General features: G+C 62.8%; 21 protein-coding genes. 7 read left to right on the top strand and 14 right to left on the bottom strand.

Annotated features, from left to right (window positions below):
* Nucleotides 1-15: 15 nt before the first annotated feature.
* From ACOYYX_RS32845 to ACOYYX_RS32860, 4 genes are all read right to left on the bottom strand, one after another.
* A complete protein-coding gene (locus tag ACOYYX_RS32845) occupies nt 16-942 on the bottom strand; it encodes a DUF1559 domain-containing protein (RefSeq protein WP_422926884.1) in 927 nt (308 codons plus the stop codon).
* Nucleotides 943-1,117: 175 nt separating this feature from the next.
* Nucleotides 1,118-2,431, bottom strand: coding sequence for a glycosyltransferase family 87 protein (locus ACOYYX_RS32850; RefSeq protein ID WP_422926885.1), 1,314 nt, complete (start codon nt 2,429-2,431; stop codon nt 1,118-1,120).
* A 1,116-nt stretch (nt 2,432-3,547) separates the two neighbouring features.
* Nucleotides 3,548-4,297, bottom strand: coding sequence for a tyrosine-protein phosphatase (locus ACOYYX_RS32855; RefSeq protein ID WP_422926886.1), 750 nt, complete (start codon nt 4,295-4,297; stop codon nt 3,548-3,550).
* A gap of 140 nt (nt 4,298-4,437) precedes the next feature.
* Nucleotides 4,438-4,770, bottom strand: coding sequence for a YnfA family protein (locus ACOYYX_RS32860; protein WP_422926887.1), 333 nt, complete (start codon nt 4,768-4,770; stop codon nt 4,438-4,440).
* A gap of 182 nt (nt 4,771-4,952) precedes the next feature.
* On the opposite strand from ACOYYX_RS32860, the gene ACOYYX_RS32865 reads away from it, so the two are divergent.
* A complete protein-coding gene (locus tag ACOYYX_RS32865) occupies nt 4,953-5,897 on the top strand; it encodes a hypothetical protein (RefSeq protein ID WP_422926888.1) in 945 nt (314 codons plus the stop codon).
* Here the strand turns inward: ACOYYX_RS32865 and ACOYYX_RS32870 are convergent.
* Nucleotides 5,867-6,989 (bottom strand): IS3 family transposase gene (locus ACOYYX_RS32870; RefSeq protein ID WP_422926310.1). Its coding sequence is split into 2 segments (ribosomal slippage): nt 5,867-6,710 and nt 6,709-6,989, totalling 1,125 coding nucleotides; the frame shifts between segments, so codons are not numbered across the junction. The two genes, ACOYYX_RS32865 and ACOYYX_RS32870, sit on opposite strands and share 31 nt — an antisense overlap.
* Before the next feature lie 187 nt (nt 6,990-7,176).
* Here ACOYYX_RS32870 and ACOYYX_RS32875 point away from each other — a divergent pair.
* Nucleotides 7,177-8,064, top strand: coding sequence for an ABC transporter permease subunit (locus ACOYYX_RS32875; protein WP_422926889.1), 888 nt, complete (start codon nt 7,177-7,179; stop codon nt 8,062-8,064).
* Here ACOYYX_RS32875 and ACOYYX_RS32880 read toward each other — a convergent pair.
* The 3 genes from ACOYYX_RS32880 to ACOYYX_RS32890 all read right to left on the bottom strand — a co-directional run bounded on the left by ACOYYX_RS32880 (nt 8,049) and on the right by ACOYYX_RS32890 (nt 10,083).
* On the bottom strand, nt 8,049-8,885 hold the full coding sequence (locus ACOYYX_RS32880; RefSeq protein ID WP_422926890.1) for an HD domain-containing protein: 837 nt from the start codon (nt 8,883-8,885) through the stop codon (nt 8,049-8,051). The genes ACOYYX_RS32875 and ACOYYX_RS32880 overlap by 16 nt on opposite strands.
* A 118-nt stretch (nt 8,886-9,003) precedes the next feature.
* Nucleotides 9,004-9,600: a cysteine hydrolase family protein gene (locus tag ACOYYX_RS32885; RefSeq protein ID WP_422926891.1), complete on the bottom strand. Its 597-nt coding sequence runs from the start codon at nt 9,598-9,600 to the stop codon at nt 9,004-9,006.
* Nucleotides 9,601-9,648: 48 nt separating this feature from the next.
* Entirely contained in the window at nt 9,649-10,083 is a 435-nt protein-coding gene (locus tag ACOYYX_RS32890; protein ID WP_422926892.1) for a methyltransferase domain-containing protein, read from the bottom strand.
* 590 nt (nt 10,084-10,673) lie between these two features.
* Between ACOYYX_RS32890 and ispG the strand changes: the two genes are divergently transcribed.
* Both ispG and ACOYYX_RS32900 read left to right on the top strand, forming a co-directional pair.
* Nucleotides 10,674-11,834: a flavodoxin-dependent (E)-4-hydroxy-3-methylbut-2-enyl-diphosphate synthase gene (gene ispG / locus ACOYYX_RS32895; protein WP_422926893.1), complete on the top strand. Its 1,161-nt coding sequence runs from the start codon at nt 10,674-10,676 to the stop codon at nt 11,832-11,834.
* Nucleotides 11,835-11,863: 29 nt separating this feature from the next.
* Complete coding sequence (locus ACOYYX_RS32900) at nt 11,864-12,028, top strand: hypothetical protein (RefSeq protein ID WP_422926894.1); 165 nt, start codon at nt 11,864-11,866, stop codon at nt 12,026-12,028.
* A 114-nt stretch (nt 12,029-12,142) separates the two neighbouring features.
* Here the strand turns inward: ACOYYX_RS32900 and ACOYYX_RS32905 are convergent, their stop codons facing one another.
* Nucleotides 12,143-13,597 carry an NAD-dependent succinate-semialdehyde dehydrogenase gene (locus ACOYYX_RS32905; RefSeq protein WP_422926895.1) on the bottom strand — a complete coding sequence of 485 codons (1,455 nt, stop codon included), beginning with the start codon at nt 13,595-13,597 and terminating at the stop codon, nt 12,143-12,145.
* A 458-nt stretch (nt 13,598-14,055) separates the two neighbouring features.
* Between ACOYYX_RS32905 and ACOYYX_RS32910 the strand changes: the two genes are divergently transcribed.
* From ACOYYX_RS32910 to ACOYYX_RS32920, 3 genes are all read left to right on the top strand, one after another.
* On the top strand, nt 14,056-14,544 hold the full coding sequence (locus tag ACOYYX_RS32910) for a PEP-CTERM sorting domain-containing protein (RefSeq protein ID WP_422926896.1): 489 nt from the start codon (nt 14,056-14,058) through the stop codon (nt 14,542-14,544).
* A 279-nt stretch (nt 14,545-14,823) separates the two neighbouring features.
* On the top strand, nt 14,824-16,383 hold the full coding sequence (gene metG / locus ACOYYX_RS32915; protein WP_422926897.1) for a methionine--tRNA ligase: 1,560 nt from the start codon (nt 14,824-14,826) through the stop codon (nt 16,381-16,383).
* 190 nt (nt 16,384-16,573) lie between these two features.
* Entirely contained in the window at nt 16,574-16,732 is a 159-nt protein-coding gene (locus tag ACOYYX_RS32920) for a hypothetical protein (protein WP_422926898.1), read from the top strand.
* Between the two features lie 33 nt (nt 16,733-16,765).
* On the opposite strand, the gene ACOYYX_RS32925 is transcribed toward ACOYYX_RS32920, so the two are convergent.
* From ACOYYX_RS32925 to ACOYYX_RS32945, 5 genes are all read right to left on the bottom strand, one after another.
* Nucleotides 16,766-18,487, bottom strand: a complete 1,722-nt coding sequence (locus ACOYYX_RS32925) for an ABC transporter permease (protein WP_422926899.1) — start codon at nt 18,485-18,487, stop codon at nt 16,766-16,768.
* A 124-nt stretch (nt 18,488-18,611) separates the two neighbouring features.
* Nucleotides 18,612-19,436 carry a sugar phosphate isomerase/epimerase family protein gene (locus ACOYYX_RS32930; protein ID WP_422926900.1) on the bottom strand — a complete coding sequence of 275 codons (825 nt, stop codon included), beginning with the start codon at nt 19,434-19,436 and terminating at the stop codon, nt 18,612-18,614.
* A 48-nt stretch (nt 19,437-19,484) separates the two neighbouring features.
* Nucleotides 19,485-20,588, bottom strand: coding sequence for a Gfo/Idh/MocA family protein (locus ACOYYX_RS32935; RefSeq protein ID WP_422926901.1), 1,104 nt, complete (start codon nt 20,586-20,588; stop codon nt 19,485-19,487).
* A 36-nt stretch (nt 20,589-20,624) separates the two neighbouring features.
* Nucleotides 20,625-21,491 carry a phosphatidylglycerophosphate synthase gene (locus ACOYYX_RS32940; RefSeq protein WP_422926902.1) on the bottom strand — a complete coding sequence of 289 codons (867 nt, stop codon included), beginning with the start codon at nt 21,489-21,491 and terminating at the stop codon, nt 20,625-20,627.
* The gene (locus ACOYYX_RS32945; RefSeq protein ID WP_422926903.1) at nt 21,488-23,356 is read right to left on the bottom strand and encodes an ArnT family glycosyltransferase; all 1,869 of its coding nucleotides are present in this window, start codon (nt 23,354-23,356) and stop codon (nt 21,488-21,490) included. The genes ACOYYX_RS32940 and ACOYYX_RS32945 overlap by 4 nt, the downstream gene beginning before the upstream one ends.
* Nucleotides 23,357-23,361 lie beyond the last annotated feature (5 nt).

A 23,361-nucleotide genomic window follows, 5' to 3' on the forward strand; every position in this document is an offset into this window, starting at 1 on the left:
GTCAAACTGGACGCATCAAGGAATAGCTGTTGGATCCGGCGTCGAGGTGGGCGAACCCACGGTCGCCAGTTGCTTCCAGATCGTCGGGTTGACGCTCGACGCATAGAACTTGACGCTCCCGTCGAAGAGCAGCACGTTGACGCCGCCTAGGTGGCCACTCGACGCCCCCATGAAGGCAGACGCCCCGTCTTGTGAAATGCAGGAGGGGCGAGCATTCGGCGTCAGGGCGTGGTTGTAGAGCGTGGAAACCCAGTCGGCATGGAACCAGCTCGATCCAGCGTTCCCTTGCCAGGCTGATGCCGGAGAGTCGGGGCATCCCTCGGGTCCGACCGTCCCCGGAACGAGCGCGTAGTTCTCGAGCCGAGCCTGGGGCTGGTTCGTGCCGACGAGGCGCTCGGAGAACGCGGCCGTGAAGGCCATGCCGTCGGCCTCCTCGATCTGGGCGAGCTTGAGCGTTTTCCCGCGAGCAAAGCCGCCGTCGGTCCCGGTCGGGGTCGAGCCGGTGCTCGCCCGGTAGTTGATCGGGGCCTTGAACCAGCCGGCCAGGGCGTTGGTGTCGCTCGGGCAGGCGAAGCCTCGCGTGAACTTCTCCACGACGGCAATGCGTTGCCCCTTCGTGGGGGAACCCTTGGCCTTGGACTCGAACGCCTGCGTGAGGTCCGGCATCGCGAGGGTCTCGAGGAGTTCTTTGAGCGGGCTGCTCGCCTCTCCTCCGGATTTTTGCGGATCCGGGACACCTGGGAGGCCCGACTGCTCCTGGTCGTAGAGCCAGAGTGCCGCCCCGATGTTCATCAGATTCTGCTGGCACGACAGCCGGCGCGCGGACTCGCGCCGACGCGGCAGCTGCATCATGATGAACAGGAGGAACATGCCGAGGATCAACACAACGACGACGGCCTCCATCGCGGAGAACCCTCGGCTCGCCTGATACCGAGCTCGCACGTCATGGCTCCACAGGTCGCGAAGGGACAAACTCAGGACGCTCGGACATTCCGGGGTCGCCGTTCGACGACCCGAGACACCTTATCATCGATCTCGAAGCGCACCGCGTCCATGCTCAATCCTGGAATCGGCGCAGGGAGTCGTCGGATTGGTATGAGGGCGAGTATGAGGCGGGTCAGAGGGCGGGCGTGTCGCTGCGAGTGCTCGGGGCGTCTCCAAGTCCCGCGACGCGGGTCGGGGAGGTCGCCGTGCTGAACCAGCTAGCTTCGGATCGGCCCAGGTAGTCGGCAGGCCCAGATTCGGAAGCCTCGGTGACACGCCTGGCGGGTTGGCCCCGAAGGAGGAGATAACCCGCCAGCGTCACGACCACCACCGCCCGATAGGAAAGGATCAACTCGGAAGCCGAGCCGGTAATATGCGTGATTCGAAGGAGTTCGACCACGAAAAACCGGGGGATCATGACCATGACGAGCATGGAGAAGATGTAGAGGGTGTCCTTGCGATATCCCTGCTCATAGAGCCAGAGGAGCTGCGGCACCAGCATGACGAGAAGGACCATGTCATACCCGTGCGCCTGGACGCAGAGCAGCGACCCGAGCGCGGCGTAGGCGATCCAGAGGGCCGGGGTGAACTCGCGACTGCTCGAGTGGAACGATCGGATCCAGCCAAGGATCCCCCAGACCATCAGCCCGGCCACCATCGTCACGGGACGGAGGTTGTAATTCGCACCGGTCAGGGCGTAAACCACCCGATTCCAACTGACGATCTGGTCATTGTTGACCTGGTTATAGCCGATCTCGAGGTGGGATTGTCCCAGGAACCGGACGTAGTCGAGGAGCGTGAGCGGGTTGTGCGTCGTCAGCAGGCAGCCGAGGACATTTAACGCGACGATCATCAGAACCAGGTCGCGGAAATGCCGCCAGCCGTACATGACGACCACGATCGCCAGGAAGGGGAGCGCGAGGTGCGGTTTGATGGCGGCGACGCTCCAGGCGAGGATCCCCAGCCAGTATCGGCCATGCTCAAACGCCCAGCGACCCAGGCATACTCCCGCGGCGATCAGCAGGGCCGTCTGTCCTAACCCGATTGCACCGAAGCAGAGCGGGTTGAGCAGCAGCACGCCGAGTATCGCCAGGGCCACCTTCGTATGGTCGCCCGCCGGACGTTGGAACGTCCAGGCGAGGGTGCTGCTGGCTGCCGCGCACAGGGTCAAGAACCCGATCCAGACCCAGCTCGCGACCGACCAGGGCAGGAGTGCGAACGGCGCGAACACGAGGAACGACTCGGGGGGGTAGAAGAACCCGGCCGCATCGGTCGTGTCGAAGACCATCCCGGCGTGGTAGGGGTTCCGCCCCTCAAGGGCAGTCCGAGTCCCCTGGTACATCACCAGGAAGTCTTTGGCGTGCCCAGGGTCGGTTCGACGCGACGCAAGGAGTCCGCCTTCGATCAGGAGTATCCCGGCCAGGACCGGCAATATGATCTTGCGCATGGGGACAATTCGAGGCTTGAAAGGCAGGACTCAGTCCAAACGGAGTCGAACGCCGTTTCAGGGAGCCAAACCAGTCCTAGATTTGGCACGATGACATCTTATCGGTGAGGACGAATCCGTGAGGTGGAGTGGAGCCCATACACGCCCCGGAACGCACGAACGATTTCTCCCTGCTCCCGCCCCGCCACTTTCATGACATTTCGCCGATGACACCGTCATGGTTGATCCGGTGAAGGCGGATGGCGTCCAGGGAAGTCTAGCTCATCTGTGAAAAAAGCCAGACGTCTAAATAGATAGTCTGGATCGAGTCGATCTAACGCAAGACGGAACCATTCATCTGCCAGGAAGACCTCGACAAATAGAGTCGAACCGACGTTCAAACGTTTCTCAAAAACAACTGGCTTCCTCGCCGGACACGCTTTTCAAACCTAGCCTACACAAACCATGCCATCCTTCCCATTGTAAACCCTTCGCGGTCTCGATTGCGACAAAGGGCAATTTAGGAAATTTACCATAAAACTACCGCCAGGAAACGAGGCTTCTTTTGACGAAATCGTCGCCAAAAAAAGACTCGAACCTAGCTCGTTTCTTTAAAAATGAGACATTCACATTTGAATGAGCACGACCGAGATAAGCCTACTCAAATTATCGTCAATACACGCCGTTGAGCATCATGGATGTCAAAGGCTTGCGACCTGGATTAGACCTTTCTCGGCTTTCCCGAGGATCGTACAGTCGACAGGAATAAGCCTACGGCCGTAGGCTGAAGCATCCGAGCTCGAGAACCTTCAGACTCGACGACTTGACCAAGCCTGCGCGGAGCGAGCGGTCTGGAGCCTCTCAGCTCGATGGCGACGTAGACGAACGCGACACCCAGGGGACTTGAATCGTCTCTGTAACGTCATCACAACTCGAGCTCGTCAGGCGGCCCATTCACACCAGCCTGACATGCGAGGAGGTGTTCGAGCGGATTCGGATCCCAATTCGACAAATCGCCGAGCGAACGATCCCTTGCGTGAAAATGTGCAAGGGATGCACACAGGAAGAATGGTAGAAGATGTGGGCAAGGATTAGGGATTTGAGCCCATCGGCGAGGTGGTAATACCGGCCATCGACTCAGTGAACGGTGGAGAGCCCTGCACGGGCGAGGCGTCGGCTCCATCGGGCCGAGAGCTTGAGGCTGGGCGGGCGGGGGCCGGGGGCGAGAGGCTCGAAGGTCGAGGAGGTCGCGTCGGGCTCGTACTCGTTCTCGACCCAGCTGCGAAACCGCTGGGGGTTGTGGTTGAGGCTCTTCTCGATCAGCCAGCGCTCATACTCGATGAACGGGGCGTGGAGGAGCGCGGTCCCGCCAAGGGGGACGTGGCCATAGTAGAGCGAGAATGCCCCCGCGGCCTGCTTGGGGGCCTGTGCCGCCTGGGAGAGGAGATAGAGCCCGCTCGCGAGGCCCGTCCGGTCCGATCCCGATTTGCAATGGATCAGGAGAGGGTACCGGCACCGCGAGAAGAGGTCGAGCAGTGTCAGGAGTTCCCGACGGCTCGGACGCCTCGTCGCGCTCATCGGGAAGTCGTAGAAATCGACCTTCCGATCGTGGACGACGCGGACCTCGTTGGCGTAGAAGGAGTCGGAGGGGGAACCGCCCCTGAGGTTGAGGATCGAGGCGAGCCGATGCTCGTCGACCAAGGCGTCGAGGTTCGCGTTCGGCTGGGCCGAGCGATAGACCCTGCCACTCGCGACGACCCCGAAGTTCCCCCAGAAGAGCGGGTTGCGGAACGTCGTCGTCGCGCCAACTCCGAGGATCGCCAGGGTCGCGAGGATGATGATCCGTCGGCGCCGCCGACGCAGGGTTTTTTCGTCTCGCTGGTCCAAGACGCCGAAATCCTTTCGCGTGAACCTCATTTCCGCACTCGCCTCTCCGAAGCGAAGTTGCTGGTAATCTAGCCAACAACGCGTTTGGGTCAACATCACTTGCGACCCGTCGAGGCCGCCAGGGCGACCGGCATCGCAAATCAGCCCCCTCGCGGCCAGTACATGATGACGAGGACGCCAATCAGGGCGATGAGCCCGCCTATGATGTCGGGGCGGTCGGGTACGGCCCCCTCGACCTTCCATCCCCAGAGGATCGAGAGCACGATGAAGATCCCGCCATACGCCGCATAGACCCGGCCAAACGGCGCCGGCTGCAGCGTCGGGATCACGGCATAGGCGAAGAGGATGATCGCCCCGAGCACCGCCAGCCAGGCACTTCTACGCTCGCGAAGCCAGAGCCAGATCAGGTATCCGCCGCCGATCTCGCAGAGTCCGGCGAGCACGAAGAAGAAGAGCGACCTGGCAATTATCATCGACGACTCGATCCTCATGAGGTTCCTCCGAGCGACCGCGTGGACACTCTCCGTCCTCCCGCCGCCTACGGGGCCAACGGTCTCGCGACATGTCGGTCCTTGTCCACCGTCTCGGCAGGGGAGATACTACCTTCGATTCGAGGAGGAATCGGTCGGGATCCGCATCAAGGGAGTGATTCCAAATGAGTTTCCGAGCCATCCTAAGCCCGGTCTTCGTCGTCGAATGGGTGGTCAACGCCCGCAAGTGGCACGGATACGCGGCCCGATTCGCCTTCGGCCTGTCGCTCCTGGCCGCGATCTCATTCGCGGCCTGGATGATCGGCAACATCGGCTCGAAGGGCGATATGCTGTCGGTCCAAAACCTCGCGGCCTTCGGGGAGTTCATCTTCAACGTCATGGGGACGGTCCAGATCCTGATGGTCCTGCTCGCCGCCCCCGCGGCCACGGCTGGGGCCATCTGCCAGGACCGGGCGCGTGGTGCCCTGCTCCACATGATGGTCACCGACCTGAGCGTCGCGGAGATCGTCGTCGGCAAGCTCGCCGCTCGACTGGTCCCGGTCCTCTGCCTCGTCCTCTGCTCGTTCCCGGTGTTGGCGTTGAGCTCATTGCTAGGTGGCATCGACCCGAGGGCGATCGTCCTCTTGCTGACGATCTCGCTGGCCCTGGCCGTCCTCGGCTGCTCCCTGGCGCTGACGCTTTCGCTCTGGATGAAGAACTCTTACGAGGTGATGGTCGGAGTCATCGGCTTCTGGACACTCGGCCTGCTCGCGGCCCCGACCTGGTACCTCCTCGCCACCCCGCTCAAGCTCGGTGCGACCCCCACCGCCTTGCTCGCTGCGAATCCCTTCTACCTGATGCACGAGATCTACAGCCAAGCTCGTTACCCCGTCATCATGCACGTGATTGCGTTCGTGGTGGGCTCGCTTATCATTTCGGGGATCCTTGTCTTTCTTGCGACACGTTCCTTCCGGGCTGCCGTCGAGCAGGATGGTAAGACGCGTAACAAGGACGGCATGCTCCGACGCCTCCGACGAGCCGCATTGAGGTGGACCCCATTGTCTAGACCAAAAAACGGCGATCCTTCGCTACTGTCCAATCAGGCCGTCGTGGCTCTGTCCGCTCGGTAGACCGTCCCTGGAGTCCGGTACCCCAGGGATTCGTGGAGCCGATCCTCGTTATAGAAGCCGAAGTATCGCCTCAACCCTCGCTGCAGCTCCGGCACCGTCTCGTAGCCTTGGATGTAAATATCTTCGTATTTCACGGTCCTCCAGAGCCGTTCGACGAACACGTTATCCAATGCCCTGCCGCGTCCATCCATGCTCACGGCTATCCCGGCCGCCTCAAGCCTCCCGGTGAACGCCTCGGCCGTGAACTGGACCCCTTGGTCCGTGTTGAACACCTCGGGCTTCCCCGACCTCAAGGCATCTTCCAACATCTCCAGGCAGAAGGAGCCGTCCAGCGTGTTCGACAGCCGCCAGCCGATCACGTACCGGCTGTACCAGTCGATCACCGCCGCCAGGTACATGAACCCTCCACTCATCGGCACATAAGTGATGTCCGTGCTCCACACGTGGTCCGCTCGCCGGGCTTTGACACCTCGCAAGAGATAAGGGTAGATCTTATGGCCTCTCCCGGCCTGACTCAGCCTGGGCTTGGCATAGATCGCTTCCAGGCCCATCTTCCGCATCAGGCGCTGTACTCGCTTCCGATTGACCTCCTCACCTCGTTGTTCCAGCCAGGCGGTCATCTTGCGGCTGCCGTAGAACGGGCATGCCGTATATTGCTCGTCGATCAACCGCATCAGGCGCAGGTCCTCGGGCGACTCACCCGCAGGTCGGTAGTAGAGGCTCGATCGGCTCAGCCCCAGCAACTCGCACTGGCGGCGCACGCTCAACCGGGGATGATCCGGCTCGATCAAGGGCCTTCGGTCCTCAACTGAATGGGGCGACTTTTTTCAGCCACTCGAGTTCCATCTTGAGGCGCCCGATCTGTTCGAAGAGTTCGGCCTGGCGTGCCTCGGCGTCAGCCGAGGCCGCCTTGGCCGGACTCCCGAAGACCTCCTCGGCACTGCTGATGAGCTGCTTCTTCCAGCCATGGATCGATGTGGGATGGACGCCATAGTGGCCGGCCAACTCGTTGATCGTGCGGTCTCCCTTGAGGGCCGCCAGGGCGACTTGAGCCTTGAACGCCGCCGTGTGGACTTGCCGCTTCCTCGCCATCCGTCCTCCTCCTCAGACCCGTCTGAGTAGCTTAACAGATGGTCCAGTTTTCGGGGTCCACCATACATGGTGGCGCGGGCCGGACCTCGATGAGAGCCCCGTGCTCTGGCGTGAGTGCCATCGGAGCCGGCCATCGCGTTTGGCTCAGGTGAGCGGGTCCATATTCGCGATCCTGGCGACGACCGCAATGGCGATCTCGATCGTCGCGCTCTGGCACGCGGGCGTCACGCGAGGCCCCGGGCTCACCATCCCGGAATTGACCGTCCTGAACGCGTTGATCGTCACACTGGGCTTCCTCCTCGTGGCGGTCGGCTCCCCGACGGCTCTCGCCGAGGAACGCGTGCGAGGGAGCCTGGACATCCTCCTCTCGACCCCGCTCTCCACCCGGTCGATCCTCCTCGGCAAGTGGCGAGGAGCCTACCGGATCGTGCCCTGGCTGACGGTCTTTCCCATGGCCTCGGCGATCGCGATGGTCTGCCTGACGCCGACGTCGAGCCAGCCAGCGAAGCCCCTCCCCGCGGGCATGATGGCCGTCGGCGACGACCTCATGCTGGTCGACCGAGGGCTCTACCTGCTCGTGGCTTTGAGCCAGACGCTTTCCATGGGCGCGGTCATCACGAGCCTGGGCCTGGCCCTGGCGACGTGGACATCCAGGGTGGGGCGCGCGATCGCGGCGAACGTCGCGATCTACCTGGTGTTCGCCGTGCTCTGGCCTCTCGGCATGGCCATACTGGCCGAGACACTCGATCTACCTTCGGTGCTGGGGCTGGATGTGGAGTACGAAGTCCTGTTCGCCGGTGGCACGAGTCCCTTCGTCGATGCCCTCGGTCGGGACATCTCCCTGCTGGCCGATTTGACGCAAATCAATCGAGGGTTCCTTTTGGAACTCGAAATGGCCTGGAGCTTGATTTTCCTGGTCGTTGCGTACTTGCTCTTCGAGTTCAGCGTACGGACGTTCGATCGCCGCCTGGGACGCATCCCCGACCGCGGGGCCGGGCGTCGCTCGCCGGCTCGTTTGCCGAAGTTGGCGAGGCCAACCCTCGTCGCCGAACCCGCGGCTCAGGCATCCAGGTAATCCTCGCGTTCGAGGCCCTCGATGTATTGAAGGGCTTGCTCGAGCGTGCCGACTCGCGCCCCCGGCACGCGGCCCGAGTCGTCGAGGCTCCTCAGGAGCTTGAGGTCGTCGAAATACTCCGAGGACTCCACGGCCCTCCTCACGCGCGGGCTCAACGGCCGTTCGCGACGCTCGAGCAGGTCCATGTGATGTTCGATCAGCCAGAGCGTCCGATCGGTGACGGCCCCCCGGAGCGACTCGACGGCGGCGGCGACGTGGTCCTGCGAGTCAATGGCCTTGCCGACGTCGTGCAGCAAGGCGGCCAGGAGAAACTCTTCGTCATAGGGACGAGCCTCCAGGGCCAATTCGAAGACCTGGAGGCTGTGGAAGAGGGCGTCCCCCTCGGGGTGGAACCGAGGGTTCTGCTTGACGTTCTCGAGCGGTTCGAGCCGCAGCTTGTAGATCGCGAACCGATCGATGTGGTCGGCCATCACCTCGATCGAGGGCTCGTCCTCGCCGTCGCAATCGACGTCCTGATCCTCGTCGTCATCGACGTCGGCTTCGAGGCCGGCGCGTTCTTTGGCGAGCGCCAACACCTGCTCGCGGACTTCCGAGTCGGAGGGCAAATCCCCAGGCCGGACCTTGTGACCCAGGACGGCCGCCGCCTTGCGCTTCGCGGTGTAATACGTACTTTCGCTGGCATCCCGCAACGTCTGCGGATCGTCCCCCTCCTGCGGGCCGATCACGTCATAGAGTCGTCGCGCGGCTTCCCGGGCGATCTGGAGACGATGACGGGGGGTACTCCGATTGGCCTGAGCTCGCTTCTTGAACCGATCGTACATGACAATCTCCAAGCCTTTCGGGAGTGGCTCTTGGCTTGAAACGTTCCGCCTCAAGCCCATCGCGCCTCGACTTCCATCGTACACCGAAACCGGATCTCTCAGCCTCTCGGGGCGAACTTCAACCCTTGCAAATCGCGTCGGTCATCACGAGCGTGGCCCCGTGCCCGACCAGATCCGTGAGCAACGCCGGTTCCTGGTCGAGATGGATCGGCCAGACGGCGTCGACGACCAAGGCCAGACGACAGCCTCGACTCAGCAGGCCTTCGACGCACGCCCTGACGCAATAGTCGGTCGCGACGCCGTAGACGACGAAGGTCGGGGCATTCGCGCCGTAGGTCTCGACCACTCGATCCGCATCGACGCGGCTGAAGACGTCGAACTCCCGCTTCTCGAGCGTGAGATGCGGCGGGATCCGGCCTTCGAATGCCGTCTCGGGGGTGAGAACCACGCTTTCGGCCCAGGCCGTTTGCGCGATTCGGCCTTGACCGGGGCTGTCGACCATGCAATGCGGCGGGAACTGATCCAGCTCGGAATCTTCGAGATTATGAGAGCAGGCCGTCGCAACGACCGGGATGGCTCGGCTCCTGGCGAACTCTGTGAGCCGGGCGAGATTTCCGAGGATCCCCGACGAGCCTTCGATGTAGAGGCTGCCCGACGGTTCGAGAAAATCGCGCTGGGTGTCGACGTCGACGAAGACGAAAGGGCTGGAAAGCATGGTGATGAACCCGGTTGTTGGAATTAGTCGGGCCGCAGTCGTGACGGCTCAGCCTCGTTTGCGACAGACGAAGACCTGGGCTACGTCCACTTCGCTCGGAGGGCCGAACACGACCTTCGTATCGAACCCGGCCCCTTCGAGGATCTGCGGCAGGTCGAGCCCGAACTCGGTGAAGACAGGATAACCGACGTCGCCCCCGGGATGGTGGATCAGCGGCAATTCGTGGGCGATGGAGCCGTCGCTCGTCATCGACGCCCGTGCAAAGGTCGAAGCAACGGTCGGCAGCCAGGGAATCGTGAAGATGTGTAGCCCTCTCGGAACCAGGACCCTCCGAATTTCGGCGAGGGCAACGCCCAGATCGGGGATGTGCTCGAGGGTCTCGGAGGTAAGCACAAGCTCGAACGATTCGTCCGGGTACGTCAGCCCCATCAGGCTCTCGCAGCGTACGCCGTCGACGATTGTCCCGGTTTCGACAGAAGGCATGAACTCTGAATAGGATAGGTTCGGCAACTCCGAGAGTCGGTCATGGAGCCCACCGATTCCATTGATTTCAGCGACTCGCATCCGCCTTACCGAAGGCAATCCGACCCAATCGGCGATCGACTTCACCCTCCCGTCATTCAACTCATCCAGCAAGACGCTGGCGATTCGTCGAGCCCGCAGGTTCGAGCCACAACGGCTACAGAAGTCCGTCTCCTTGTGGGCGAAGGCCGCCGCGAGTCGTTCGTCCAGGCCCCATATCTCCTGCAAACGGGAGGGGATGACCTCGCGTCGATGAAGGAAGAGCGCCTTCCTGCCGCAGACGGAGCAGCGTCCTATGCTACCGGCTGCAACGGCCGAGGAGACCATGCGGAAAAATCGAGCCAAGCGATGACCGGCGTTCCAGGCGGGAAGGATCAGGCGTTTGATCACGCCAAAGGACGAACTCATGGGCACTAACTTTTCCTTCAAGCACCGACGCCCCTTCGGGCTGCCTTGACCCTATTTCTGGCCTCGGCTACGATGGCTATCACGACGCCAGAGCGTGAAAAATACCCAAAGAGCTGTCCTCAGAACAACCTAGGACGTCGTCGATGGCTTACAGCACGGTGATTGCCCGGCACAAGACACAGGAAGTGGGTCTGGGTGAGCGCGTCGTCGGAGGCGACAACCCGATCTGGGTCCAGTCGATGACGACGACGAATACCTTCGACGCCGAGGCCACGGTCGAGCAGATCAAACGCCTGGAAGAGGCGGGCTGTGAGATCGTCCGCGTCACCGTCCCCAAGAAGGAAGACGTTGAAGCCTGCCGCTTCATCCGCTCCAAGATCAACATCCCGCTCGTCGCCGACATCCATTATGACTACCGGATGGCCCTGGCCTGCCTCGACGCCAAGACCGACGATGGCAAGCCCGCCGTCAACAAGATCCGCATCAACCCCGGTAATCTCGGCGGCCAGGAGCGATTCAAGGAAGTGATCCGTAAAGCCCGGGACAAGGGCATCCCGATGCGAATCGGGGTCAATTCGGGGAGCCTCGAGAAGGATCTGATCGAGAAGTACGGCTTCCCCTGCCCCGAGGCCATGGTCGAGAGCGCCCTCCGCGCCATCGAGACCTGCGAGAGCCTCGACTACCGCCAGATCATCGTCTCTCTCAAGGCGAGCCACGTCCCGACGGCCGTCGAGACGTACGCCCTCTATGCCTCGAAGTGCCACTACCCCACCCACGTCGGTGTCACCGAGGCGGGCTCCAAGGAATACGGCACGCTCAAGAGCGCCGCGGGCATCGGCGCGATCGTGCTGAAAGGCATCGGCGACACGATTCGCGTCTCGCTGCTCGGTGATCCCGTCCCCGAAATCGCCGCCGGCTTCGACATTCTCCGAGCCTGCGACCGTCGCGTCACTCGGCCCGAGGTCGTCGCCTGCCCGACCTGCGGCCGGCTCGACATCGACCTCGAGCGGATTGTCGCCGAGGTCGAGGCGAAGATGGCACACCTCAAGAATCCGCTCAGGATCAGCATCCTTGGATGCCTGGTCAACGGCTTCGGCGAGGCCAAGGAAGCCGACATTGGCATCGCGGCCGGGGCCGGCAAGGGTGTGATCTTCAAGCGAGGCGTCCCTATCCGCCACGTCAAGGAAGCGGACATGGTGCAGGCGCTGCTCGAGGAAGTCGAGCGGTTCGAAGAGGATACACCCGCCCTGAAGTCGCACCAGGAAAAGGAAAAGAAGAAGAACGCGCTGCCCGTCCTTAATTGAACGGTGCAGGATCGAAAGGAGTCGACTGCGTGCCTTTGTTCAAACGGCGCAATGACCTGGCCATCCGCCTGCTGGCGGTCTGGATCATCGTCCAGGGCGTGGCCTCGCTGGGTGTCCCTCTCATCGGGTTTCTACAACCCATAGCAGGGCTCATCGGCATCGCCGTGGGTGTCATCCTGCTCCTGGATCGCTGAGCCTCGCTCTCGACTCGCTGAGCATCCATCAAGAAACAAGCACGCCGAGGCGACAACCAATGTCGTCGCCTCGGCGTCTTTCATTGAGCGTTGCTTGTTAGCATAGGGCTTCGCTCAGATCCGAAGCCCGACTGACAAATACTTCGTCTCGAGGTAAGCGTCGAGGCCCTCGACTCCCATCTCGCGTCCCATGCCCGACTCCTTCATGCCGCCAAACGGGCACTGGGGAGTTGCGGGTACGGGATCGTTGATGCCGATGATCCCGGCTTCGAGGCCCTCTGCCATCCTGGTGGCGACCGTCAGGTCATTGGTGAAGACATAGGCGGCGAGGCCGTAGGGCGTGTTGTTCGCGGCCGCGAGGACATCTTCGAGCTTCGAGAAGTCGAGGATCGGCATGACGGGGGCGAACGGCTCCTCGGTCATGAGCTTCATGGCGCCGTCGACCTCGCGGATCACGGTCGGCTCGAACCAGTAACCCTTGTCGAAGGCCCCTGGCCGTCCTCCGCCCGTCAGGATCTTGGCCCCCTTCGATTTGGCGTCGGCCACCAGGGCGGCTGTCTTCTCGAGGGCTCGGGCCTCGAACATGGGTCCGACCTGGACCCCTTCCTGGAGCCCGTTCCCCTGCACGAGCTTCTTGGTCAGTTCCACGGCCGCCTCGGTGAAGTGCTTCGAGAGGGTCTCGTGGACGTAGAACCGGGACGGGGCGATGCAGACCTGGCCATTGTTGCGGAACTTACCAATGACCGCGGCCTGGGCGACCTGGGCGACGTCGGCATCCGGGAAGACGATCAGCGGCGCATGGCCGCCGAGTTCGAGGCTCAGGCGCTTGACCTGCTCCGCCGAACGTCTGATGAGTTCCTTGCCGACCGCCGTCGAGCCGGTGAAGCTGATCTTCCGGACATTCGGGTTGGCGAAGAAAGCGTCGGCGACCGGGAGGGGGTCGCCTATCACGAGGTTCGCCACGCCCTCGGGCAGCCCCGCTTCGGCCAGGCACTCGAACATCTGGATCAAGGTCAGCGGCGTCTGGTCGGCCGGTCGGCTCACGACCGTGCAGCCGACGGCCAGCGCCGGTGCGATCTTGCGACTTGGCAATGCGGCCGGGAAGTTCCAGGGGGTGATGGTGCCAACGACACCCACCGGGTGCTTGATCGCGTAGTGACGCTTGGAGGCGTTCGACTGCGGGATGATGCGCCCGTAGGCACGCTTGCCCTCTTCGGCGAACCATTCGAAGGTGTCGGCGGCGTGCAGGACCTCGGCCTTGGCCTCGAGTAGGGGCTTCCCCTGCTCCTGGGTGAGGGTGCGGGCGATGCTATCTGCCCGCTCGCGCATCAGGTCGGCGGTCTTCTTGAGAATCTTGGCCCGTTCGTAGGCTGTGGCGGACTTCCACTGGGGGAAAGCACGGGTGGCCGCCTCGATGGCTCGGTCGGCCTCAGGCCTTCCACCGTACGCGACCTCGGCGATCACCGACTCGTCGGCCGGGTTGATGACCGCAAGTGTCCGCCCGCCGTCCGCACCGATCCACTTGCCGTCAATGAACATGTGCGTCCGATACTTCGTGGCCATAGTCATGTGTTCTTCGCCCTTCCCGTCGTTGGCCGTGAGACCCGAACTGCCCGGCCCTTGAGACGAGTGACCGAGGCGTTCCCGCGTGATAATTGGCCTCGAGCATGAGGCCTTACCATAACGGTACACCCGATCCCCTTGCAACCGGCGGCATCGGTCGTCATCCTAGGGCACACCCTCAAGGTAAGCCCTAATCGTCAAGGTCGACTAGAAACGCATTTAAGTTCCCCAAACCACCGTATCTCGATCCGGGATGGACGAATTTCGTCGTTCGGGGCACAATCCGCTCAAGCGTTGGAATTGGCGGCACCGATACGACTTTTGCGTAGCTACCGTTGAGTGTCATGGTGTCGTATGGACGCGACCTCGAATTGCCCTCGTGGCAGTCTGGGTGAGTAATGAGACTATCTCCCATGAATGCAGCAATCTCTCGGCGATGCGGCCGGCTTACGTTGTCGCTTACCATGTTGTGCTCCCTGGCCCTGTTCGCCGATTCGACGGTGCAGGCTAGTCCGATCCGCACTCGAGCTAATATCAGCGCTCAGTCGTCGGTCGTCGGATTACCCGGTTTGAGGGCGTGGGTCAACTTCTTGAACGCGGGCCAGCAACTCTGGTCTGAAGTCAAGAGCCCCCCCGTGACTCTGGCGGTGCGAAAGATCATGGCCCAGGCCCTGAGCCAGGCGAACGCGGCCTCAAGCCCCTGGGTGCAGTACCTCACCTGGCGACGCGATCTGAACCCCACGAGGTTCGACTTCTATCACCCGTTCCTGGGGCCGCAGATCGAAAACCTGCCGCCGCCTAACCCGCAGCCGCAAACGATCGATCCCCCCCCGCCCACGGTCGTCCCGCCCCCCCCCGGACCGACCGTGCCCGAACCGAGCTCCTGGATGCTCTCTCTCGGCGTCTTGGCCTCCGGCGTCTACTGGCGCAGGCGGGCCGTGAAGAAGGCCTGACCTCCTTCGATTGGGCGACACGGCGCGAAACAATCAAGGGACGTGGATCCGCGAAAGCGATCCACGCCCCTTTTCGCGTTGAACTCGTGAACAAGACAGACGCAAGCGAGTTCGACTCACGATCTCGATCTGGATCAGAAGGGCCCGCTGCAACCCTCGTCCTGATGCGAGCGTGCGCTTTCTGGTAAAATCAAGCGACACCGAACGTATCCGGAATCGACGGTGTCCAAAAGTCGAGCGAAATGACTGGGCCCGGTTCTCCAGGGCAAGGGTTTGACGATGAGCGACGCGAAGAACTTCTACATCACCACGGCGATCGACTATCCCAACAGCCGCCCCCACATCGGCACCGCGTTCGAGAAGATCGGGGCCGACGTCCAGGCACGCTTTCGCCGCATGGAAGGTTCCCGCGTCCACTTCCTGATGGGCAACGACGAGAACACCATCAAGGTCTCCCAACGCGCCGAAGCCCTGGGCATGGAGCCGAAGCCCTACGTCGACGACATGGCTCGCCAGTTTCGCGAGGTCTGGGCCGCACTCGAGATCTCGAACGACGACTTCATCCAGACGAGCGAAGAACGCCACTTCATCGGCTGTCAGAAGTTCATCTCGAAGGTCAACGAGGCGGGCGACATCTACAAGAAATCGTACACCGGCCTCTACTGCAACGGCTGCGAAGCCTTCAAGACGGAGAAGGAGATCGTCGACGGTCGTTGCCCGAACCACCCGAATGCCCCTTTACGCGAAGTCGAGGAGGAAAATTACTTCTTCCGACTCTCCGCGTTCCGTGAGCGACTCCTTGCGCACTATCAGGCGAATCCTGACTTCATCCAGCCCGAGAGCCGTCGGAACGAGATCGTGAACCTCGTCGAAGGCGGCCTCCAGGATATCTCAATCAGCCGGAAGGGGTTCACCTGGGGGATCCCCGTCCCATTCGATCCTGACCAGACCATCTACGTCTGGTTCGATGCACTACTCAACTACATCACCGCCATCGGTTACGGGACGGACGAGGCACGCTTCGAATCGATCTGGCCGGCGGATGTCCACGTGATTGGGAAGGACATCACGCGGTTCCATTGCGCACTCTGGCCGGCCATGCTGATGTCGGCCAGCCTCCCCCTGCCCAAGCAAGTCTTCGGGCATGGATTCGTCTACAACAAGGAAGGCGGCAAGGTCAGCAAGTCGTCTGGCACCGCCATCGATCCGGCCGAGTACGTCAAGCTCCACGGAGCCGAGGCCTTCCGCTATTACTTCATGAAGGAGTGCCCCTTCGGCGGGGATGGCAGCTTCAGCGAGGAGCGATTCATCGAGGTCTATAACTCCGACCTGGCCAACAACCTCGGAAACCTCTATAGCCGCACACTGTCGATGTGCGTCAAGTATTTCGACGGTCAGCTCGAAGGCTCAGCCTCGGTCGACAAGACCGCCTGGCTAGCCGGACTCGACCTGGCAGGCTTGATTGAAGACCTCCGAAACAAGGTCGGAACCTTCGAATACAACCTCGCACTACAGAGGATCTGGCAGGAGGTTCTGGGCGCGGCGAATCGTTATATCGATGCCACTGCACCATTCAAGCTCGCCAAGACTGATCTCGACGCCTGCAAGAACGTGCTTATCAACCTAGCAGAAGCGGTGCGAGTCAGTGCAATATTAACGAAACCATTCCTACCATCTACCGCAGAGACCTTCTATCGGGCCTTCAATTTCGAAGAATCTCAGGGCTGGGAGAGCGTTAGCTATGCAGACGCTGCTCAACCAATTAGCCTCGAGCTCAAAGTGACTGCCCCCCTAGAGTCGGGTAAGCCACGACCGCTTTTCCCCAAGATTGAAGCCTAACGCGACTACTTCATACTTGCGATTCGACGCGGCCCTCCGTTCATCAGACGGGAGGGCCGCTTTCGTTTCGAAAGGCCGGAATGTCCATTGGCACAGCAGTTGCTTTCAAAGCTAACCGCTTTTCCTAAGAACGGACCTCATCCAACTTCTCGGTCTGTTGCATTCATCATCCTTGGGAGGGGTAACTGCGATGAACCGACTCTCTGAAGTTGCCGTGACCTTGGCTCCCGAACTCTTCGAGCGACTGCGAGCCGAAGCGGATTTGCTCGGCGTCTCCCTGGAATGGCTCGTTGCCTCGCTCGTCGTCGATACGATCGAAGAACCGACCAAGCTTCGCGTCGGCGCTTGAACCTGGATACCTTCCCTCCCGATCCCATCGTCATCATGATTCGGGAGTGCTGAGCCGGCTCAGGGCCAGGGCTGCACAAAGGCTAGCGCTGCTCATGGTGACCAGCAAGACGATGACGACCCCCGATAAATGACTCTCCACCCCGGTGTGCAAGAGGCCCCAGATCATCACGGTCAGGGGAGTCGTACCCGGCGGTGTGATAAGATTGGTAGCGGGCAGCTCTCCTAGCGCCAGGACAAATGCCACCCACCACGATGCGACCACCGATCGCCTGGTAAGCGGGAGAGCGACCCGTCGCACGATTCCCCAGGGTCGCAACCCATCCACCTCCGCCACCTCAAGATACTCCTGCGGCAAGGCCCTGAGATCGGGCCAGATCACCAGGTATGCGAACGGAAACGTTCGCAAGACCGCCGCAAGCACGATCATACCCTGCGAGTCGTAAAGCGTCGGGAAATCCCGATAGGCGAGCACGAGCGCCATGCCGGCCACGGGCCCCGGCGAAGCCAACGCCAGCGCCACGGCGATCGCCCCCAAAATGCGCCAAGCCCTCGAATGGATGCAGTTCCAGGCTAGCCCCCAGCCGAGGATCGTCGCGAAGGTCGCGCCTACTCCCGACCACAACACACTCGTCGCAAGCGGCCCTTCCATGAATTCGCGGCCTCGTTCGAGCCAGCGCGAGAATCCTCGGCTCGCCGGATCATCCGGAGGCAAGTACGTTTGGCTATCGGCTAGCCCGGCAACCTCGGCGAGTGCGGTTTTCAGGGTTCCGGTCAGTCCGTCGAGCGACCAGGTTGGCAAGCGACCCAGGGCGGCACTCCCTCCGACTCGCCCCGCGCGCCAGATGAGCGTCGCCAAGGGGAGGGCAACCAGGCTCACAATGATGAGCGACGCCAGGACACCGACGGGGATCCGCCAACCGCCGAGGTTCCAGACCCTGGCCCGACGCGCGACCGAGGTAAACCTGCGAGAATCGCCGCCGAACAGCGATGAACTCCCGAGGACGATCGCCAGTCCAAGCAAGGCGAGCGGCGGGAGCGTCACCGCCGCGGCCGCGCAGGGGCCGCGGCCGAGTTGGTATTGGAGGTAGGCTTCTTCGGCATAAGTGCGGACCTGGAGCAGGTCGGTGACGGTCATGTCGCCTGCCGTGAGCACGGCGACGGCGAGCGTCGCTGCCGCGATCCCTCCCAGGCTGCGACGGAGCGTCACCCGGAAGAAAACCTGCCAGGCGGAAAGGTCGAGCAAGGCGCTTTCCTCGACCTCACGCTCGACGCCTAGCGAACCGATCCCCGCAAGGAGCATCACCCAGGGGATCGCCGCGAGGGCGTGGACGATCGCGGCCCCGTGGAGCCCGACCAGGATCGGCGAGGCCCCTCCGATGGCCTGCATCCGTCCTGCGTTCCCGAATGCCCCGAGCCAGGCCGACGCATGCAAAGGCATCGGCATGAACGCCGAGATCGCCATGAGCCAGACCAACGCACGGCGACCCCAGGCATCCGTCCGGAACAGCACGAGACCCAGGCAAACGCCGATCGGGACGGCGATGGACTCTGTCAGCAGCACCAGCTCGAGCGAAGTCGCCGCCAGCACGAGCGGCCGCGGCACGCTGTCGTCGGTTGGGCGAATGAGCACCGAGACATCCGGCGGAGGTGCGTCCGACTCCCTCGACGCGTTGAGGACGGTCGCCGCCGCCGGCCAGAAGACGACCACGACGAGCGACAGAGCGACCAGGATGCCGATGCCGCGCGTCTTCATGTCTCACTCGTGGTCTGTCTAGAAGGGGCTCGAGCTCGATCAACTGACACGCGAGCGACCAATCAATTTATGATCTAATCAAATCCCGTATTCTGGCATACCTGCAATCCAAGAGAGAAAGCACTTAATCTCGCAACCCGGCGTTGCGCATCAGGCCCGCCGTGGACTCGTACGCTTCGCGGACCCATTCCTCGATCCGATCGGGCTCGGGCGAATATTCCAGCTCGATCGACATCGCCACATCGTCGAGTGCGAGTCCCTTGATCTTTCGCAGATAGGGGGCGAAGTCGACGACCCCCTTGCCGGGCGGCAGGTCACCGTGGGTTCTGCCATCGCAGTCGGAAATGTGGATATGGGCGATCCGGCCTCGCAAATCGTCCAGCAACGATGCGGGCTGATTCGCGAGGACGAGGTGGGAGATGTCGAGGTTGGACTTCACGCTCGGGTTGTCCACGTCTCGCAGGAACCTGGACATACTCTCGACCGTGTTCAGCAATGACTGGTGGAAGGGCTCGAGTTCGAGCGCGATCTCCAGGCCGAGTTCGGCCGCGTACTCGCCGAGCCTCGCGACGTTCTCGACGCCAGTACGCCACTGCTCGGCGGGCGGAATCACCTCGCGCTGCCAGATGTATTCGCCCAGGACGAGCAAGACATTGCGGGCCTGGAACGAGTAGGCGAGGTCGAGGTACGCCTTCACGCGGTCGACGTGGAATCGCTGGACGCTCGGGTTGAAGTCAACCAGGCCGATGGCCACGCAGGCAACGCTGATGATGGGCAGGCCCACTCGCTCGCACTCGGTCTCAATCCGCCGGCGCTCCCTGACGTCGATGTCGAGGGGATCGGCGAAGATGTCGATCGAGTCGAAGCCGATCTCCTTGGTCCTCTGAATGCCGTACGCCGTATCCCGGCCGGTCTGGGCCCACGCGGAGTTGATCAAACCGAGCTTCATGGATGAGATCCGGCGGCCAGGGAGAACGACTCTTGATTGGCGATGATTTCAGGCGTTGAACTCGACGACGCGATGCTCGCGGGCGCCGTCGAGGACGGCCTCGCACAGGGCGATCGTCCTGAGGTTATCGCGCCCCGAGATATCCGGCTCCGTCCCGGCCTCGAGGGAGCGGAGCAGCCCAGCCATCGTACCGGCGAATGCGTCGGGGAACCAGGCTTCGAGCCATCGCGGGCGGTGCCACTGCCCCCGATCGGCGATGGTCGAGTAGTCCAAGGTACTCGGCGTCCGGGCCGGCCAGCCCGGCCATCCGATGGTGCCGAGCGCGATGCCCGTCGTCCCCTCGAATCGCCAGCGGATGCCGATATCGGAGGCCGCCCCTTCCCTCGCAGGGCCGTTCCAGACGTCGTCCCAGCAACTTGCCCGGGCGTCATTGGCGTACTCGAGGATCACGAGGTTGATCCCGTCGGCGTGGGAGAACTTCGTCCTGGGATCGGGCCGAGTGCTGGCGAGGACTCGCTGAGGGTCGCCGAGCCAGTACCGGAACGTGTCGAGGTGGTGGATGCTCATGATGAACGTCGAGAGCGACCGCCCATCCTTCGCCCAGTCCATCCAGTGCGGGATTGCACGCATCTCGATCGTCGCCAGGACGGGCTCGCCGAGGACGCCCCGATCAATCAGCGACTTGAGGGCCCGCACCGACTGGTCGTACCGCATGTTCTGGTTGACCTGCAGGGCCACTCCAGCACCCTCGCAAAGCTCGACAAGTTCCGTCGCCTCGGCCAGGGTCATGGCGAGCGGCTTCTGGGCCAGGATCCCGCGGACGCGCCCGGGATGCTCCAGGATCTCGCGGATCAACGCCGGCTGGGAGTGGGGAGGGACGGCCAGGTCGATGACCTCGACCTCGGGATCATCGAGCAGGGATGCGAGCGAGTCGTGGACCTTGGGAATGCCTCGCAGAGCGGCGACTTCCTCGGCGGTTGCGCGGGTCCTCGAAGTGATCCCGACGACCCGGAACCCGGCCTGGGCGTAGGCGACGAGGTGACAGTCTCGGACGATGAATCCGGCCCCGACGACCCCGATCCCGACATCACGCCTCTTGGGTAGCTCGGGCAGATAGCTCAGATTATGGTCCGAGGGTTCGGCACCGAGCATCACGTTCAGCCTTCCACGCGGTCAAACGAGGTGACCTCAGACGCGAGTCCTATCGTAATCGGTGGCCGTTGAGTGTCCAGGCTCCATCCAGGGGTGGAACCAGGCGTCGAACTCGGCGTTGACCGCGCCCCGGGCCACGACGCGAGCACAACGAGCCGTCGCCAGCATCGGCGCGAGTATGGCCATTCCTCGAACCGACCAGCGCCACGACGCGAGCCAGACTTCCGGAACAAAGGCGGCGAAGCCGGCCATCAGCGTCAATCCCAGCAGGATGACGTGGGGCTCGCACGATTTGTACGCGGGCCAGGTGAGCATGCCCCGGCCACGTCGCGGCCAGGACGGGGCCGGCGCGGGCTTCCCGCCGCTACCACCGTCGATCCGGTAAATCGTCTCCTCGCGCTTGAGCCGCTGGAAGAAAGCCTTGTAGCGGCAATCGTTGGCGAGGGCGAGGATCGACCAGCCCAGGGCCATCGAGCCGCCGGCGATCGCCCAGGCGGGGTCGCCGGTTCTCGCGGCCATGCCGTATCCGAGGACGAAGCCAACCACGAGGTTCCAGGTGTGGTGCATCAGATAGTCGAAGAAGACGCCGTCGAGGCTCGCCGTCTTCCACCACCGCGCGACCTGGCCATCGACGTGGTCGAGCCAGTACCAGACGTGCAGCAGGACCGCCCCCGCGATGAAACCCGCTCGAGTACCGCTCCCGATCGCCGCGGCACCGATGAACTCAGCACCGAGCGCCAGCAGCGTCACTTGATGGGCTGAGAGTCGCAGGCGGACGGCCAACCATGTCCCATAAACCGCCATCGGCCGAGAGACGCGGCGGGCGAGCCAGTTGCCGATCTCCCGATGCCTCTGCTTGTGGACCGTCCGCCTCAGTTCTTCCAGGGTCGGCGATCGCGTCATCGTCGGAGCCCTCCCGAACGTGCAGCAAGCGTGGGCGTCCTCAATTCGTAGATCGCGTAACGACGCAAGACGCCGTCCGCATCCTTTAAATCACGGCGATAGACCGGCTCGTGAGTCTCCAGCCAGTCGGCCATGATTCGTCCGAGGGTCGGGTCGAACTCAACCGCCGTCTCGGGGACGGGCGGGCAGAGCAAGAGATGCGTGAAGCCCTCTCCGGCAAGCGTCTCCGCAACCTCCCGAGCCGTTTCCTGGTTTCTTCCGAGGCTCGTGCGACGCCGATGGGCGAGTTCCATCGCATAAGGTCGAGGCAGATAGAACCCACGATGATCCTGGCCTATCAGCCGGGCGTCGGCCGGGAGATGCGAATCGATCCAGTTGCCGACGGGATACGTCGGCTCACGTTGGCTGAGGTAATCCGAAGCGGTCTCTCGACCCATGATGACCGGGAGCCCGTGACGGACCCGAGCCAATGCCAGCGAGGTCTCGAACCCGAGGCTCAACATCAAGACGGCGACCATCGCCAATGAGGGCAACGAGCGACGCCGCCACCAGACGTCGACGAGCCAGGCCACGCCCACCGCCATCGGGCCGAGCGAGACGAGGACAAATCGCATGCTCTGTCGCTGAGTCGTGCAAAGCAGCATGTAGGCCAAGCCGACGGCCGTCAGGCCGAGGAGGCGGCGAGGGGCTCTCTCCAGCAGCAACGCGGGCAGGAAAAGCAGGAAGATCGGCCCGAACTGATGCGAGAAGCTGTCGAAGCGATCCGGTTCGAGGGTCATCCGGCTGAGGACGGTGAGGATATTCCAGGGGGTGACCGGCATAGCTCGCCGGGAAACGTCGAGGACCTCGTCAAGTCCTGCACCGCCGAATACCTGGCGGAAGTAGGGAAAGACCGGGTTCCCCGTCGCCAGATAGGCCCTCAAGTACCAGGGGCCCCCCACCACCACGGCCGCAGCCACGAAGACCGAGAAATCCCACACCGACAACTTGATCGGGCGAGTGCCTTGCACGGCCTGGGCGAGAAACGCCAGCGAAAGAACCCCGGCGAGGACCAGTGCCGGGTACTTCACCCCCAGGGCCATTCCCAGGCACCCCCCCGCCAGTAGCGACGACACCCAGGAGGGCCGATCGCAGTTTCGAAGCCAGGCCACTAACGCCGAACTTCCGAACGCGGCGAGGGCTACGTCGTTCAAGGGAGCCGTCATGCCGTTCGATATCGCCGGGACGAGCAGGACGAATACGCCGGCCCACCAGGCTCGAACTCCCAAACTCGTCCTCGCAAGTGCGGTTACATTCGCGGCGAAGACGAGGCCGAGCACCCACTGGATCAGGCGGCAGGCGACCGGGCCTCGGAACATGAGGCCGACCGCATAGAGAAGCTCCGTCACAAGCGGATAGACGGTCTCGTGCAGGTCGGGATCGAAGAAGACCCGGCCTTCCCAGAGCATCACCTTGGGGACTTGCAGGTGATAGCAGAGGGCGTCGCCATCCGTCACCGGAGCCAGCGAAGTTAGTAGGGTGCCGATGAAGGTCAGAAGAAAGAGCCCGAGGAGAGCACGGTCGAGGAGGTCGAGCCTGGTCTCAGCGTTTCGCTCTCGACTCAAGCCTGAGAGTCGGAGTCGCGCGATCGCCGGGATTCCCAGCACGGCACCGAAACTGAGAACCGCTAGCACACCGCCTCGGCCAAGCTGGTGACATTCCCCCAGGGCGAGGACGGCGAGGGCCAAGCTCCCCAGGCCAACAGAGGTCGCGAGACCGGCTGCATCGATCAAGGCTTCGGGCACTGCGCGGAAACGCTCGAGGATCCAGAGGCCGAATCCCAGGGACCAGGCCGTCAGCACGAGCATAAACGCGAGATCAAGCATCCGTG

Origin of the sequence: Singulisphaera chitinilytica (assembly GCF_049331405.1) — a bacterium.
In the GTDB taxonomy this organism is placed as follows: domain Bacteria; phylum Planctomycetota; class Planctomycetia; order Isosphaerales; family Isosphaeraceae; genus PoT.